The sequence below is a fragment of the Acinetobacter sp. Colony158 genome (assembly GCF_019264745.1).
Classification (GTDB): domain Bacteria; phylum Pseudomonadota; class Gammaproteobacteria; order Pseudomonadales; family Moraxellaceae; genus Acinetobacter; species Acinetobacter ursingii.
In genome coordinates, this window is record NZ_CP078523.1 from 1,391,547 (window position 1) to 1,407,165 (window position 15,619).

Annotated in this window: 14 protein-coding genes and 1 pseudogene; 9 read left to right on the plus strand and 6 right to left on the minus strand. The window is 39.5% G+C overall.

Going from position 1 to position 15,619, the window contains the following annotated elements:
• Window positions 1–145 precede the first annotated feature (145 nt).
• The 3 genes from JR005_RS05630 to JR005_RS05640 form a co-directional block, all read right to left on the minus strand.
• The gene (locus tag JR005_RS05630; protein WP_218665698.1) at window positions 146–610 is read right to left on the minus strand and encodes an NF045616 family extracytoplasmic (lipo)protein; all 465 of its coding nucleotides are present in this window, start codon (window positions 608–610) and stop codon (window positions 146–148) included.
• Window positions 611–915: 305 nt separating this feature from the next.
• A complete protein-coding gene (locus tag JR005_RS14615; protein WP_228731759.1) occupies window positions 916–1,290 on the minus strand; it encodes a hypothetical protein in 375 nt (124 codons plus the stop codon).
• Window positions 1,280–1,804 (minus strand): PAAR domain-containing protein, encoded by a 525-nt coding sequence (locus JR005_RS05640; RefSeq protein WP_218665699.1) that lies wholly within the window; start codon window positions 1,802–1,804, stop codon window positions 1,280–1,282. The genes JR005_RS14615 and JR005_RS05640 overlap by 11 nt, the downstream gene beginning before the upstream one ends.
• 365 nt (window positions 1,805–2,169) lie before the next feature.
• On the opposite strand from JR005_RS05640, the gene JR005_RS05645 reads away from it, so the two are divergent.
• The 7 genes and pseudogenes from JR005_RS05645 to JR005_RS05675 all read left to right on the plus strand — a co-directional run bounded on the left by JR005_RS05645 (window position 2,170) and on the right by JR005_RS05675 (window position 7,260).
• Window positions 2,170–2,709: a PadR family transcriptional regulator gene (locus tag JR005_RS05645; RefSeq protein WP_218665700.1), complete on the plus strand. Its 540-nt coding sequence runs from the start codon at window positions 2,170–2,172 to the stop codon at window positions 2,707–2,709.
• A gap of 14 nt (window positions 2,710–2,723) precedes the next feature.
• Window positions 2,724–3,114 (plus strand): annotated as a pseudogene (locus JR005_RS05650) (Fur family transcriptional regulator).
• A 26-nt stretch (window positions 3,115–3,140) separates the two neighbouring features.
• Window positions 3,141–3,443 carry a DUF3861 domain-containing protein gene (locus tag JR005_RS05655; protein WP_218665701.1) on the plus strand — a complete coding sequence of 101 codons (303 nt, stop codon included), beginning with the start codon at window positions 3,141–3,143 and terminating at the stop codon, window positions 3,441–3,443.
• A gap of 305 nt (window positions 3,444–3,748) precedes the next feature.
• On the plus strand, window positions 3,749–4,696 hold the full coding sequence (locus JR005_RS05660; protein WP_218665702.1) for a pirin family protein: 948 nt from the start codon (window positions 3,749–3,751) through the stop codon (window positions 4,694–4,696).
• A complete protein-coding gene (locus JR005_RS05665) occupies window positions 4,693–5,091 on the plus strand; it encodes an OsmC family protein (RefSeq protein ID WP_125269525.1) in 399 nt (132 codons plus the stop codon). Before JR005_RS05660 ends, JR005_RS05665 begins: the two co-directional genes overlap by 4 nt.
• A gap of 100 nt (window positions 5,092–5,191) precedes the next feature.
• On the plus strand, window positions 5,192–5,833 hold the full coding sequence (locus JR005_RS05670) for a glutathione S-transferase (RefSeq protein WP_125269526.1): 642 nt from the start codon (window positions 5,192–5,194) through the stop codon (window positions 5,831–5,833).
• Window positions 5,834–5,997: 164 nt separating this feature from the next.
• On the plus strand, window positions 5,998–7,260 hold the full coding sequence (locus JR005_RS05675) for a ParB/Srx family N-terminal domain-containing protein (protein WP_005001608.1): 1,263 nt from the start codon (window positions 5,998–6,000) through the stop codon (window positions 7,258–7,260).
• A gap of 59 nt (window positions 7,261–7,319) precedes the next feature.
• On the opposite strand, the gene JR005_RS05680 is transcribed toward JR005_RS05675, so the two are convergent.
• The 3 genes from JR005_RS05680 to JR005_RS05690 all read right to left on the minus strand — a co-directional run bounded on the left by JR005_RS05680 (window position 7,320) and on the right by JR005_RS05690 (window position 10,501).
• Window positions 7,320–7,937 (minus strand): SPOR domain-containing protein, encoded by a 618-nt coding sequence (locus JR005_RS05680; protein ID WP_004985671.1) that lies wholly within the window; start codon window positions 7,935–7,937, stop codon window positions 7,320–7,322.
• Between the two features lie 77 nt (window positions 7,938–8,014).
• Window positions 8,015–9,805, minus strand: coding sequence for an arginine--tRNA ligase (gene argS, locus JR005_RS05685; RefSeq protein WP_151833011.1), 1,791 nt, complete (start codon window positions 9,803–9,805; stop codon window positions 8,015–8,017).
• Between the two features lie 138 nt (window positions 9,806–9,943).
• Entirely contained in the window at window positions 9,944–10,501 is a 558-nt protein-coding gene (locus JR005_RS05690; protein WP_218665804.1) for a hypothetical protein, read from the minus strand.
• Window positions 10,502–10,776: 275 nt separating this feature from the next.
• Between JR005_RS05690 and JR005_RS05695 the strand changes: the two genes are divergently transcribed.
• Window positions 10,777–12,477: an NAD-dependent malic enzyme gene (locus JR005_RS05695; protein ID WP_218665703.1), complete on the plus strand. Its 1,701-nt coding sequence runs from the start codon at window positions 10,777–10,779 to the stop codon at window positions 12,475–12,477.
• 151 nt (window positions 12,478–12,628) lie between these two features.
• Window positions 12,629–15,619 (plus strand): type VI secretion system Vgr family protein (locus JR005_RS05700; RefSeq protein ID WP_218665805.1); only part of this gene is annotated, 2,991 nt, incomplete at its 3' end.

The following is a 15,619-nucleotide window of genomic DNA, read 5'->3' on the forward strand; positions in this document are numbered from 1 at the left end:
GTTCTAAAATAGATCAAAAAAAAGCCGACTTACAAAAGTCGGCTTTTTGCTGTTTTTCGATAAATTAAATTTTTTAAATATCTGATTTTTATTAAATATTTTAAATTAATTTCGCATAAGACGTATTATGTTAATTTTAGGAATATTATTTATTAAACCAATTTAGAATTTTATTGAATAGATTATCTTCTTTTTTGATATCTTTATTTTGTATCTGGCATGTATAACCATCTACAACTTTCTTTAGGGAAATTTTCCCCGATATTTCTGTAATACAAGTACGTATCGAATAGGTTTCACTCATATCTAGAACAATATCATAGGGTATATTTCTCTTAAAATTTGACTGATCTATTGTAATACATTCATTTTCATAAATTGGCATTTTTATATTTTTATAAATATTACTATAGGAGCTTCTGAATTTCTGACCTTGAATAATATGACCAAGATATAAATAAATTTGATTGTTATAAGGTTGTGTCTTCGCATCATTTGTAAATATACAAACACTATTGTTTTTTACCGTTGCATATAACTTTTTTTCTGGTGATGCTTGTGTTGTTATCGATAGAGGAAAAAGTAATAAGATGAGAAATTTTTGTTTCATAGTTAATGATGTGGTAACAAAGAAGAATTATTTGGATTTTTAATGAAATCGATAAGAATTGCCATAACTCGACTATGAAGTTTTAAACTTATTTGTAAATGCTTTCGATGAGGTTCCTCATTTTTTAGAAAATTGCTATCATAGTAAAATTCAATGATTCTTCCTTGTTGCTCAAAATTAAAATCTTGAAACTTTTTATTCGCATCTCTCCCTAATAAATCAGTGTCATATGCTTTCAATTCATTAGCTGAGTCTACAGATTGAACCTCTGTCGTGTATCCTCCATTACACCCTTGTTTTAACCCTTACCAACTAGTTTTAGCACCATTTTGATATTGCCAAACATGAGTCATTTCATGAATAAACCAATGCTTAATGTTAGGCCGAGATAAACTGAAATCTTGATTCTCCATATAGTCTTTTGACGACATATAGATTTCACCAGCAGGAGTCATTGCATTACCAGTAGCTGTATGTATAAGACCTCCTACATGAATCCACACTTTGGAATAATCAATAGAATTTTTAAATACTAATTGAGACATTCTAATTTCACCTGATGTTAACTGACGCTTTGTCCCTATTTTTATGACAGTTGCACCATAGGATTTCATTTCCTTCATGTCATCATTTAATTTTTTTAGTGTGTCTTGAAATGTCGCTATAATATTATTCGTCATGGGAATGTTCCTTTGAAATTATTCTTAATTCTATGTTTTCAATTTCATTTGATGTAATTAACTTTGTATAGCCATCTTTATCAGTTGTTCCATGAATAATTTCACCATTTTGATGAATCTCGTAACATACATTGGCTAATGGTTCATTTGTTATTTGGTCTTGTAATAAGAATCTTTGTCCATACTTTGGCTTAGGTTCTGACACAAAACTATTAGTATTATTAGATACAATTTTTGAATTACTAATCCCATTATTCATAACAGCAAGATCAGAGATTTTTAAGTATTTTGATCCGCAAGTTGAGGTATCACTTACAGCAACAATACTTTTTCCACCAACAATCATAAAACCTTGATTTGAAGCAATTGCACGTGATTGAACCTTACACCTAGGACAATAGTGAGTCATACCATCTAAATGGACAGCTTTCCCTTCTACTAAAAAAGAAAAGTCACCTAAAATAATCATTCCGCCATGATCAGTCATACACCCAACTGTAATTAGAGCTTTCATCTATATTTTATAGTTCCTTATATTACGTTTATTAAACCCTAAGAAATTAATCATACAAAATTCAGAAATAAGTAAAAACTTAATCTTTTCAAATTGTTAAAAATTTTATTAGCATTTTATAAAATGTAGAACGATTGTATTTGAAACAATTTATTTACTTTACAAACATACTTGATCTCTATTGTCAGTAATAAGAGCGAGTAATCGCTCTTTTTTATTACTTAAGTTTTTTAAAATCTGATCCTAAAAATAAATAATCTATTCAATATCAATATTATAAAAACTTAAGCTATATTTTGGCTTGTTAAAAGATATATTAAGATATATCTTAATAGTTGTAAATTACCTAATCCGAGAAAAATAATATGAGAAATCAATCTGAACGAGATACTAGACATTCAGAGCGGGCTTCCCATGAGCGTGAGCATCATACTCACGGTAGAGGTCGTCGCGGACGTCTATTTGAAGCAGGTCGAATGAAACTTTTGGTTTTATATCTGATTCAGCAAAGCCCCAAACATGGCTACGAAATCATTAAAGAAATTAGTGATTTAGTCGGAGGAGACTATAGCCCGAGTGCGGGTACGATCTATCCGACATTAACGACACTTGAAGACATGAATTTTATTGCACTGCTCGATGCTGAGCGTAAGCAATATCAAGTTACTGAAGAAGGAAAAGTGTATTTAACCCAACAGCAAGACATGCTGAATGCTTTGCTGGAAAAGCTACGTCTTCGACGCGAGATTCATGGCAATGATCAACTGATTGATATACACCGTGCGATGGAAAATCTGAAAACGGCCTTGCGATTAAAACTCAATGTTGCAGATTTAAATCCACAACAGATTCATCAGATTGCGGAAAAGATCGATCAGGCAGCCGTTGAAATCGGGCGTTTATGACGGAGGATTTTAAGATGTTAGACGCACAATATCGACTCAAACAGGTGGGTTTAAGAGTTACTCATTCACGAGTTTCAGTCCTAAAGTTACTTGAACAACAATCTGATGACTTAAGCATCAAACAGATCTATCAAAAATTACATGCGCAGCACCAACAACTCAGTTTGGCAACAATTTATCGCGTCGTCAGCGATTTGGTGGATGCGGGTTTAATTGCAAGTTATCAATTTCATCGTGCAGAAACGAAATTTAACCTACCTGAGCGTAGCAAAAAACAGCTCCTCCAGATCCAGTGTGCGGCCTTAACGCAGGCGAAACAAACGCAAGTTTTTACAGTCCTTACAAGCGGTTTTTCAACAATTTCAAGTAGAGGTGATGCAACTTGAAATTCGGGAAAGTACTTAATTTTAAAATAGAATTGGAATTGATCTATGAAGCAACATCAATACTTTGTCACTATTCAGCATCTCAAAGATGCAAAAGGTGAGGTATCAACTTATGTTGAAAAACTTGAGTTTTATACACGCAATCATGATGATATTTTTCAGATTGTAGAAAAATTAAAAAGCGCAGCATTCTTTGACGAGCAAACCACACAATCCTTTGCGGTTGGGCTCAAACTATTTAGTGAAGTGATGTTAGAGCAGCGTAATCATCCTTTGTTTGCAGAGTTTGCACCGCATTTCCGAGATTTTATGAAACACATGAAAAGTCAGATTCCGCAGTCCAAATAATCTTTGAGTACGGCTTTGACAAGGATTGTCTTAAAAATAGCACTACACTGTCTTAAAGTTGTGCATAGAATCTTGAATTAAGTTTGGTAATATAAACATAATCAGTAAGATAAGTCATTTATGAAAGCTAACAAGCAGTTTGTTTAGAACGCGCTGTTTACGCAATGATAAAACAACAATGCTATGAGACACGTTATTCTGAATTTTAAGCGTATCCAAGTGGTGAATAGCATTTTGATCAGCAAGCGCAGCGCTCAGTTTGGCTAGCCATTCATATGATTTAAGCACACATCAGGACAAAGATAATGACCAATACCAATTATACGGAAATCTCAGATTCACAGGATTGTGAAAGTTACATCAATCAATTTATTCAGGACTTTCAAATTCGCAGCGCAGAAATTGGTAAAGGAACCGTGATTAAACGTGCTTTACCCAGTCGGCAAAAACGCATGATCGGTGCATGGTGTTTTCTGGATCATGCAGGTCCCGTAACTTTTCCACAAGGTGATGGATTGGATGTTGGGCCTCATCCGCATACAGGTTTGCAAACCTTTACTTGGATGATTGAAGGCACCATGATGCACACCGATAGTTTAGGCACCAAGCAATTAATTCGCCCGTATCAGGTTAATCTGATGACTGCTGGATATGGTATCTCCCATACTGAAGTGGCGCCAGATACTGAAACTAAAATGCATGCGGCACAGCTCTGGATTGCCTTGCCTGATGACAAACTCAATATGCCTCCACAGTTTGATCACTATCCTGTATTACCAACAACACAACAGGATCAGGTTGAATTCACGGTTTTGGTTGGTGAGTTTATGGGGCAAAGCTCTCCTGTGGCGGTGCATACGCCATTGGTCGGTATCGATATGACCGCTCAGGCAGATGCGAAGACTCGTATTCCACTCAATCCAAAATTTGAATATGGCTTTTTAGCATTAGAAGGTCACGCTTGGGTGAATGGACATGAGTTGAATCAGGACAATCTGGTGGTGTTAGAGCCTGGGGTTGAACATATTGAAATTGATATTCCAAAAGGACATCGTGTATTACTGATTGGTGGTGAACCTTTTGAAACTCCAATTTTACTGTGGTGGAATCTTGTCGGTCGCACCACGGAAGGACTACGCGAAGCACGTGAGCAATGGGTCAATCATGATGCACGCTTCGGCGAAATTCCAGATTATGATGGCTCACGTCTTGAAGCCCCCACTTTCCCTGATCAAATGAGAGCATCCAAATGAGTGTGATTGCACGTAGCGTTGTTAAAACAGATCCAGCACCGTGGAAAGGTGAAGTCACCAGCGGTAAACACCATTTTATTACCGATAAACCTGAATCTTTTGGTGGTCATGATACGGGGCCAGCACCTTATGACTTTCTAACAGCAAGTCTGGCGTCATGTACTATGATTACCTTGCGTATGTATGCACAGCATAAAGAAATGGATTTTGGTGAGTTTAGCGTCGAAGTTGATTTTTTTATGAATAAGGAACAACAGGAATGGATCGAACGTCGTGTGAATTTTAAAAATCCATTATCTGAAGAAATGCAGGAAAAAGTGTTAAATGTCTGTAGTAAAACACCAGTAACCAAGACCTTATTACGCAGTGTGGAAATCAAAACCACCTTAGCTTAATTCTGTTGCAATCTCATGATTTTACAATTCAGCCCATGCAATGCTCATGGGCTGAATGCGATTAATCAATTTAAAATTTTGGCGAGAAATAGAGAACAATATGCTGACTTTACATCATCTGGAACAATCGCGTTCTTTTCGGATTTTATGGGCTTTAGAAGAGCTACAACAAGACTATCAAATTCAATATTACAAACGTTTGCCGACCTTTGCCGCACCACCTGAACTGAAACAGATTCACCCTTTGGGTAAGGCACCCATTTTACAGGATGATGATCGCGCGATTGCAGAGTCTGCGGTGATTTTGGAATATCTACAAAGTAAATACGATTTGCAAAATCAGTTTAAGCCACAAAATGATGAAGATGCTTTTCAATATTTATATTGGATGCATTATGCCGAAGGTTCACTGATGCCATTATTGGTATTTCAGTTGGTCATGAACAATGTTGGTAAAAATGTACCTTTTATCATTCGTCCGATTGCCAATAAAATTACCGATGGCATTAAAGCTGGCTTTATTCGTCCACGTTTAAAAGATCATATTGCTTTTTTAGAGGAATATTTATCGCAACATGATTATTTTGCTGGTCAGTTTAGCTTTGCTGACATTCAGATGAGTTTTCCACTTGAAGCTATTTTAACCCGTACCACAGGCCAATATCCGAATATTCAGGCTTTTCTTACTCGAATTCAATCTCGTCCTGCTTTTCAACGTGCCAAGCAAAAAGGAATTGAATAAAGGCGGTTTTGATAGCCAACCATATTGCCTGCTGACAAACTGATGCAGCATGGCAATGCTTGTTATATTTTAAAACATCAATCAAAATGAAATTTGTCATTTATTTTGAATATTTTCTCGTCAATATGCATCTTTTCAAACAAGCTTTAGATGATTGATGTTTTATGAAATTGATGACTAAAAATATGACAATATTGTCTCTGGGGATTTGTGCGGTTTTCGCATTAACAGCGTGCAATGATTCAAATGATGATCAAAGCCAGAACACGCCGTCGACTCAGCCGCAAGATCAGCGCGATCAACGCTTTTTAAATGCCAAAGCTGGCGATATTCTTCAGGTTCAGATTGCTGATCTGATTCCGACTCAAGGCGCAGTGGGCTATGACCAGATTTATTATAAATTAGGCCGTTGGCAAGGCGATTGGAATCGTCAGACTTGGCAAGCGGATCCAATCAATCAACTTTCTTATCTCAATAAAACCATAGGCAAAAAATTCAGTGATTACTGTGAAGCAATTGGTGCCAAAAGCCGCGATGACTTTAGCAGCATGGAGCAACTCAAAGGAGCAAATTTAAAACAACTCGATAGCTTTGGTTGTGCCGAACAACCAGCAACAGAAACTGCTGATTTGAAAACGGTCGTGGTTGGCTACGATGGTCGTTTGTATCTGACTGATGGGCATCATACCATGACCCAGTTACGTGAATTACCCGATGGCGGTGAAACGCTGAAAGTTTGGGTGCGTGTGGTTGATAATTATAGCTCTCTCAAAACAGCAGATGAGTTTTGGACAAAAATGGTCGCCAATGGTCGTGCATGGTTGCGTAATGGACAAAACCAAAGCATTACATATCAGCAATTACCAAAAAATTTGGGGCTTAAATCAGCAACCAATCCAACGGGTATGGAAGAAAATCAGTACCGTTCGTTGATGTATTTTGTCCGAGATATTGGCTATAGCAAACCTGAGAATGCCACCGACTTTCTGGAGTTCTTATGGCAAGACTGGTTAGAAGCTCAGGTTAAAACAGGGATGGTACAACCTTTAAGTTTTTATCATCTTGATGCGAAAATATATGGCGGGGCAGATGTGCTGGCAAGCACCAGCATCAAAAAGGATTTAACTTTGTCGGGTAGTGCCACAGGTTATACCGCAGCAATTGCCAACTATGCTTTATTGATCGGTACAACAGCACCAGACACGGTCATTTATCAGAATCAGACCGCAAAAAGTCTGGGTAGTTTAAACCTGCAAAAAAATGCAGATAAAGGCTCTGTGACCGCCAATGCCATTAGTACTTTTGATGAATTGAATCGAGATGAAGTCAAAAAAGATGGCACGCCACGATCGGGTGGCAGTGTTTGGTATGCGGTACATTATCGTGAATGCGGTAAACCAATTACGGGAACATGCTGGGGTTGGTAATTATTTGAAAAAATTAAAAAAAGAACGCACAAAGCGTTCTTTTTTACCATAACAATGCTTTAACGTTTTACCACGATGGAATCGATCCCGCTGTGTTGCAAGGTTTGCTGTGCAGCAACAGCTGCATCTTGCGAATCATACGGCCCAGAAACCACGCGATACCATATTTTGCCATTTTCGACACTTTTGACCACATCGGCAGACAAACCATTTAAAATGATTTCTGCGCGACGTGCATCAGCGCTGTCAGGGTCAGGATAGCTACGCACTTGTAAGATAAAGGATGCTTGATGTGGCTGTGGTGGATTTTCTTCAGCGGCAACCGCGGCAGCAGGATCATTGCTCACAGGCGCGCTGGCTTCACTTGGCGCTTCTACAATCACCACAGGTTGCTGCGGCTTAGTCTCGGGTACTGCTTGCTCAGGAATCGGCGTAACTTGTTGCTGTGGTAACAGATCGTAGAAACGATAGTCATGATTGGTTTCTTCTTCCTGATAATGCGGCGAAGTTACTTCATTTTTAGTTGAAACAGGCTTCCACGGTTTCCAAAGCATCAACACCACGGCGATGCACATCAGAGCTAAAATAGCCACCAATGTACCTAACCACTTTGGAATCAGTGATTTTTTGGGTTTATTTGGTCGCTCAGATACACCGCGCTGCGTTTTTCCAAACACGTGAAATCCTCTTCAAATTAGGTCGTCAGACCAAAAACAGGAATTGGTCTGAGCTTACAAGTCAAACAATAGATGATTTACATTGATTCTGGCGCAGATACACCAAGTAATTCCAAACCATTACGCAACACTTGTTGTACATTGACGGACAACAAAAGACGCGCTTGAGTGAGTTCTGCATCATCATTTAACACTTTATGCTCATTGTACCAGCCGTGGAATAATGCTGCTAACTCTTTCAAATAATTACCAATTTGATGCGGTTCGTAAGCATTTGCCGCACGTACAATAATATCTGGATAGGCAGCCAGTTTCGATAGAATTTCTGTTTCAGCGTCCAGTTCCAGACGTGACGCATATTGACGTGCCTGAACAGCATCAAAATTCACTGCGCTGGTCGCTGCTTTTTCTAGCATACGACAGATTCGCGCATGCGCATATTGAATGTAATACACCGCATTGTCCTTGCTTTGTGATACTGCAAGATCCAAGTCGAAGTCAATATGTTGCTCAGATTTACGCATCACATAGTAAAAACGGGCTGCATCATTACCGACTTCTTCACGGAGTTCACGTAAAGTCACAAACTGACCTGAACGCGAGGACATTTGTACCATTTCACCACCACGCCATAAACTTACAAACTGAACTAAAAGTACGGTAAGTTTGGCAGAGTCATAACCCATTGCATCAATTGCTGCTTTTACCCGTGCGATATAACCGTGGTGATCTGACCCCCAGATATCCACGATATGGGTATAGCCACGTTGTAATTTATCTAAATGATAGGCGATGTCAGATGCAAAATATGTGGTTTGCCCATTGCGGCGTTTCACTACACGGTCTTTTTCATCCCCAAATTCAGTCGATTTAAACCAGATATTACCGTCTTTTTCATAGAGAAAACCACGTTGATCTAGGGTTTGTAAGGCTTCTTCAATTTTATCCGCCAGTGATGCTTCACTGAACCAGCGATCAAAAGTCACACCAAAATCGGCAAGATCATCTTTAATGTCATCTAAAATGGCTTTTAGCGCGGCCTGATGAAAAACACGATATCCTTCGCCGAGTAACTGCTGTGAATTGGCAATCAGCCCATCAATATGTTTTTCTTTATCACCAGAGAGAACCACTTTATTGCCTTCGGCATCCAGTTCAGCGGCATATTGCACATCTTCTGGCACATCTTGATAAACATCGGTTACCACACGAACATATGCATCGGCATCTTTGTCGATAATGCTTTGTGCAATTTCCTTGACGTAATCACCTTGATAGGCATTCTTAGGAAAAACAAGATCTTGTCCAAGTAATTCCAAATAACGTAAATAAGTCGAAGTCGCCAAAATATCCATTTGACGACCTGCATCATTGACATAATATTCACGTTCAACTTTGGCACCCGTCGCTTCTAGTAAGTTCGCTACAGTCATACCATAAGCGGCACCGCGACCATGTCCCACATGTAAGCTCGAGGTTGGATTGGCAGAAACAAATTCCACCTGAATTTTTTGTGCACCATTGGCCTGACTACGGCCAAATTGATCTTTTTGTGCCTGAATTTGGTCGAGTACAGCGTAACGCTGATCTGCATTTAAGAAAAAGTTGATAAACCCTGGACCTGCAATTTCAGCTTTAGTAATGTCTGCGACTTCTGGCAGATGTGCCAATACTTTTTCAGCCAAATCACGTGGTTTCATACCCGCAGCTTTTGCTCCAACCATCGCAATGTTGGAAGCAAAGTCACCATGACTTCGGTCTTTGGTTCGGGTTAACACACTGTTGTTAGTCCAATCCGAAGGAAGAATCCCTGCTTGTTGAAGAGATTGCACGGCATGATCAAGAGCTGCTTGTATGGCGGTATTCATATCTATCTAAAACGAATGTTCGCGGAAAAACGCTCAATATAGCAAATTTTGTCCGCTTTAGGTGAGGCTGTTTGATTTCACCACCGATTTAATTTTAATGAATGCTGAAAGCTATGTAATCCAATCTTTTATTTTGGATTATTGCTGACAAGAAACAGGTTTGCTGAGTAACTCAGCATGTTGATTTTCAAAGCGATATAAGTGTTCTGCATGATAAATTTTGATGGTCTTGGCTGTCGCGAGCTCTTTTTTAAAGATCTCAAGTTTTTGAGTGGAATACAGATTAAAAGGATTTAAATAGTTTTTATTATCGAGAAGAAATTGAATTTGTCCAAGTTTATCATCGTATGCGCTCAAGATTTGCTCACCTTTGGCATTGTATAAATAAAAGGTTGGTTTCTGAGCGCTCAATTGACAGTTCAAACGAAATGATAAAATAGATTGATCATCAGATTTATTTTGTAGGATATAGACGTCCTGTGTTTTATTTTTCATATAAACCCATTGATTTTTGGGCATGTTTGCATTGAATTGTTCCAGTTGATTCAGGGTGGTTTGACTAAGATCAACCATGCCTTTGGCATCGACTTCGGGAACAGGTGGCTTGACGCCTAACCATGAACCAACTTTATTGGTTGTTTTTGAAACACTTTGACAGCCGGTTATTAATAGAAGGATCAATCCCAATCCAGACATTGGTAAAAAGGATGGTTTTACAATAAACATATTTATAATCAATAGAATCAAAAGCTCAGAATATGTTCAGTATATCCAGAAGAATTTATCTCATCCGCTACGATATGTAAAAGCGCCATAAACCTCCCTCCAGATTCTATTTGAACATAAAATGTGATCTATTCGACTATCAATTTTGGAAATACCTATTTTGCTAAAAAAGCGCGTAAGCTATATCGAACCGATGATTTGAATGAATAACCGTTTAGCATTTGAGCTGAACAATGAGATAGGCAATGACCGCTGAAAACACCGCAAAAAAACATCCACTTTATATTCCCTATGCTGGCTTTACCCTTCTGGAACTCCCGCTACTCAATAAAGGTTCGGCTTTTTCCCAACAAGAACGTGGCCAATTCAATTTACATGGTTTACTGCCGCATGTGATTGAAACCATCGAAGAACAAAGCCAGCGCTCTTACCAACAGTTCACAGCTTTTAATGATGCGATCAATAAGCACATTTATTTACGAAATATTCAGGATACTAATGAAACCCTGTTTTATCGTTTAATCGAAGATCATTTAGAAGAAATGATGCCGATTATTTATACGCCAACAGTAGGTGAGGCCTGTCAGCGTTTTTCTGATATCTATCGTCGTCATCGTGGGGTATTTGTGTCTTATCCAGACCGTGAACACATTGATGATATTTTGCAAAATATTAATCGTCGTAACGTTAAAGTGATTGTGATTACCGACGGCGAACGTATTTTGGGACTGGGTGATCAGGGTATTGGCGGGATGGGGATTCCAATCGGAAAGCTATCACTCTATACCGCATGTGGGGGGATTAGTCCTGCTTATACTTTACCGATCACGATTGATGTTGGAACCAATAATCAACAATTACTCAGTGATCCTTTATACATGGGTTGGCGTGAACCGCGAATTACTGGCGAAGAATATTATGATTTTATCGATCAGGTCTTAACTGGAATTCGCCGTCGTTGGCCACATGCCTTGATTCAGTTTGAAGATTTCGCACAAAAAAATGCGATGCCTTTATTGACCAAATACCGTGATAAATTCTGCTGTTTTAATGATGATATTCAAGGTACAGCTGCGGTATCAGTGGGAAGTTTAATTGCAGCAAGTCGTGCTGCGGGCAAACAACTCAAAGATCAGATTGTCACTTTTTTGGGCGCAGGTTCGGCAGGATGCGGCATCGCGGAGCAAATTATTGCCCAAATGGTGGCTGAGGGTTTAAGCGATGCAGAGGCTCGTGCTCGAGTCTTTATGGTCGATCGTTTTGGTCTCATTACAGAGAACCAGCCAAATTTACTGGATTTTCAGCGCAAACTTGCACAAAAGGCGGATGTCATCTCCGATTGGGCCAAGGTTGAAGATGTGATTTCTTTACTGGATGTGGTAAAGAATGCCAAACCTACCGTTTTGATTGGGGTTTCAGGTCAACCGGGATTATTTACTCAGGAAGTAATCGAAGCACTTAATGCAAACTGTGAGCGTCCGATTGTGATGCCATTGTCCAATCCAACTTCACGGGTAGAAGCTGTGCCTGCTGATATTATTCAGTGGACCAATGGTCGTGCATTAATTGCCACAGGCAGTCCTTTTACTCCAGTCAATTATCAAGGGCGGTTGTATCATATTGCGCAGTGTAATAATTCCTATATTTTTCCAGGGATTGGCTTGGGCGTGATTGCTTCGGGTGCTAAGCGCGTGACAGAAAATATGCTAATGGCCTCTAGTAATGCATTGGCAGATTGTTCTCCATTATTGAAAAATGCCGAGGCCGATTTACTTCCACCGATTGCAGACATTCAAAATGTCTCGCGTGTGATTGCATTAAAAGTTGCACAAGCAGCGATAGCAGATGGTGTTGCAGTGCCATTAACCGATGAGCAAATTCAAAGCAATATCGAAAAAGAGTTTTGGCAACCTGAATATCGTACCTATAAGCGCGTACCTTTTTAATGAAGGTTAGTGATTAAAGTTGCTACATTCACAAAAAAGAGCTTCGGCTCTTTTTTTATGGAATAAAAATAAAAAAAACTAGACGATACGGTCTGTATTTTTTAAACTTACGCGCGATTGATATCAATAAAACTAAAAATGAAGAAAGATGATGTTAAATAATATTTATAGTATTTTGGAACAGGCGGGTTTTGGCACTTTAAAACGCGCCATCCATGTGCAATTTAGTCACGCCTTACTCAATACTCAGGTTTTTTTACAGCGTATTGACGGACATCATGCGCTCAATGATGGCTTAAATCTTCAGCTCACATGTTTGTCAAATAATGCACACATTGCACTAAAACAATTTATTGGCTGTCAGGTCGCAGTCGACCAGATCAATGATCTGGGGCAATTTTCACGAACTTCAGGGATCATTACGCAAGCCAGTCAAGGTCAGAGTGATGGTGCATTGACCCTTTATACACTTACTGTACAAGACCCGACCGCACTTTGGCATAAACGACGAAATAGCCGTGTGTTTATGAATAAAAGTGTACCCGAAATTACGGAAATTTTATTTAAAGAGTGGCAAGCTAAAAGCAGCTTATTTGCTGCAAGTTTGACGCTTGATTTGAGTGGGCTTGGTCAAAACTATGATATTCGTCCCTTTACTATGCAAAATAATGAGACGGATCATGACTTTCTAACCCGTTTATGGCGTAGTGAGGGGATTAATTGGCTGATCGATGAACAAAACAATATCGTTGCAAATACGCTGCAAGAGATTGAACCTCAGAAACTGCGTTTGATTGACAATCAACAACATTTTACCGCAATGAATCGCGGCGTTATTCGCTTTCACCGTAGTCATGCAACAGAATATTTTGACAGTATGACCAGTTTGATTGCCCATCGCCAGTTACAATCAACAGCGGCTTATGTACAACGTTGGCAAGCGGATGGTCTGACTCAGGATGATGGCAGTGGTTCTGTTTTAAGCGCACATCTATACAGTGATCAGTATAACAATGAAAGCTTAAGTCTCGAACAGGCTTGGTCAGTGGGGGCAGCGTGGACTTCTGATCTTACAGGCGCAGATCATGCTACACCTTCTGGTTCGGAGCAGATTGAGCGGCTGAATCAAAATTTAAGTGCTTATCAGGAAATACAAGCTAAATATTTTAAAGCTCAAACGACGGTACGGGATACGCAAGTAGGCTACTGGTTTGAACTCACAGGACATCCAGAAATTGACCAACACACTGGAAGTGATCGACAATTTTTGATTTATGAAAAACGCTTTTATAACCAAAATAATTTACCAAAAGATATTCAACAACAATTTGAACGCTTAATGTCCGGAATGGCATCTTCCTCATTGCAAAAGGATGAACGCCAAGGCAATGAGCTGACGCTAATACGCCGTCAGATTAAAGTCGTCCCTGAATATCAACCCTTACAACATCGACCATTGGTTTATCCACAACGTGCGCGCGTGGTTGGACCAGAAAATGAAGAGATTTATGTCGATGAATGGGGGCGAATCAAAGTTCGCTTTCTCTTTACCCGAGATCAGGACCATGCTCATGATGGAGGTGCGGGTGCCAATGAGAATGACGCAGACTCCGCTTGGGTCGACGTGCTGACGCCATGGGCAGGAGAAGGTTATGGGGCAAGGTTTTTACCCCGTGTAGGAGAACTCGTTGTTATCGACTTTTTTGATGGTGATGTTGATCGACCATTTGTAACGGGTCGAATCCATGAAGCGCAACGTTCACCCACAAAATTTGATGTAAAAGGACAATTACCCGCGACCCGAAATTTGAGTGGTATTCGTTCGCAAGAGGTCGCAGGCTCAGGCTTTAACCAGCTTCGTTTTGATGATACTACTGGACAGATTAGCACCCAGTTACATAGTAGTCATGCTGCTAGTCAATTAAATCTGGGTAATTTAAGTCACCCTAAACAACAAGAAATCAGTCAAGGGCGTGGTGAAGGTTTTGAACTGAGAACCGATCAATATGGTGCTGTGCGTGCAGGTAAGGGAATGCTGATTAGTACTTATGCCCAGGAACAGGCGATTGCTGATCATTTGGAAGCTGCTCAAGCACAATCATTATTGTCACAGGGCTATGACAATATGAAAATGCTCAGTGAAATTGCTGCAAAGCAGCAGACTGATGCGTTGAATGTGATTAATCGCTTACCAAAATTTATTCAATCATTAGAGCTTAAAACTACAGGTCAAGCACTGGATAACACTTTAAGTCTATTTAAAGAAGGCATGAATAATGATCCTATCCATGCCCTTAAAGATTGCGGTGGTTTCATTGAGGATATTGGTGCGCTTGGTGGAGATGCGAAAGGTGCAGTAGACGAGTTCAATGCGTTCTTTAGTGATGCCAAAGATGCGGTAGAAAACCTAAAAGAATTCATTGAAAACGTAGAAGAACATGGTGCTGATATTGTCAAAGGTAAGCTTGCCAGCATTAAAGATCGGATTCAGCAGAACCCGTTTGAGAGTATTAAAGAAGTTGGAAAAGTTTTAGCCAATGTCGATATTAAAGACTTTGAATTGATGAGTAGTTGTGGGACTTTTAGCAAGGGTAGCAAGCTAGAAATTACCCCCTCTAAAGCATTGAGCTCATTACAAGGCTTTATGGAAGGTTATACTCAAGGTCTGGAAAGTAGTTCCGATGCCAAGCAACAAGAACAAGGTAAGATTTTTAGACAGGCATTGATGTTGTTGGCATCACCGAATGGAATTGCATTAACTACGCCTGAAAATATTATCTTACAGGCCTCTCAGGATATTGCTGAGAGTGCCAGTGGTTCAATTAATTTGAGCGCACAGAAGAATATTATTGGACATGCGCAGGATAAGATCAGTTTGTTTGCTGCACAAAAGGGCTTTAGAGCGTATGCCGCAAAAGGGAAATTGGAGTTGCAGGCGCAGGACGATGCGATTGAAGCAATTGCCAAGAAGGTGATTAAACTGATTTCTACTGAAGATAAGATTGAAATCACCAGTCCTAAAGAGATTGTACTAACAGCGGGTGGGTCGCAACTCAAAATTAATGCCGATGGTGTGTTTTCAACCACAGGTGGGAAGTTTGAGAGTAAGGCTGGTCAGCATTTGTTTGTGAGTGGCGCTAAA

Excerpts from the sequence above, each read along its gene's own strand:
- JR005_RS05630 (WP_218665698.1), bottom strand. The coding sequence starts at position 610 with ATGAAACAAAAATTTCTCATCTTATTACTTTTTCCTCTATCGATAACA.
- JR005_RS14615 (WP_228731759.1), bottom strand. The coding sequence starts at position 1,290 with ATGACGAATAATATTATAGCGACATTTCAAGACACACTAAAAAAATTA.
- JR005_RS05640 (WP_218665699.1), bottom strand. The coding sequence starts at position 1,804 with ATGAAAGCTCTAATTACAGTTGGGTGTATGACTGATCATGGCGGAATG.
- JR005_RS05645 (WP_218665700.1), top strand. The coding sequence starts at position 2,170 with ATGAGAAATCAATCTGAACGAGATACTAGACATTCAGAGCGGGCTTCC.
- JR005_RS05655 (WP_218665701.1), top strand. The coding sequence starts at position 3,141 with ATGAAGCAACATCAATACTTTGTCACTATTCAGCATCTCAAAGATGCA.
- JR005_RS05660 (WP_218665702.1), top strand. The coding sequence starts at position 3,749 with ATGACCAATACCAATTATACGGAAATCTCAGATTCACAGGATTGTGAA.
- JR005_RS05665 (WP_125269525.1), top strand. The coding sequence starts at position 4,693 with ATGAGTGTGATTGCACGTAGCGTTGTTAAAACAGATCCAGCACCGTGG.
- JR005_RS05670 (WP_125269526.1), top strand. The coding sequence starts at position 5,192 with ATGCTGACTTTACATCATCTGGAACAATCGCGTTCTTTTCGGATTTTA.
- JR005_RS05675 (WP_005001608.1), top strand. The coding sequence starts at position 5,998 with ATGAAATTGATGACTAAAAATATGACAATATTGTCTCTGGGGATTTGT.
- argS (WP_151833011.1), bottom strand. The coding sequence starts at position 9,805 with ATGAATACCGCCATACAAGCAGCTCTTGATCATGCCGTGCAATCTCTT.
- JR005_RS05690 (WP_218665804.1), bottom strand. The coding sequence starts at position 10,501 with ATGTCTGGATTGGGATTGATCCTTCTATTAATAACCGGCTGTCAAAGT.
- JR005_RS05695 (WP_218665703.1), top strand. The coding sequence starts at position 10,777 with ATGACCGCTGAAAACACCGCAAAAAAACATCCACTTTATATTCCCTAT.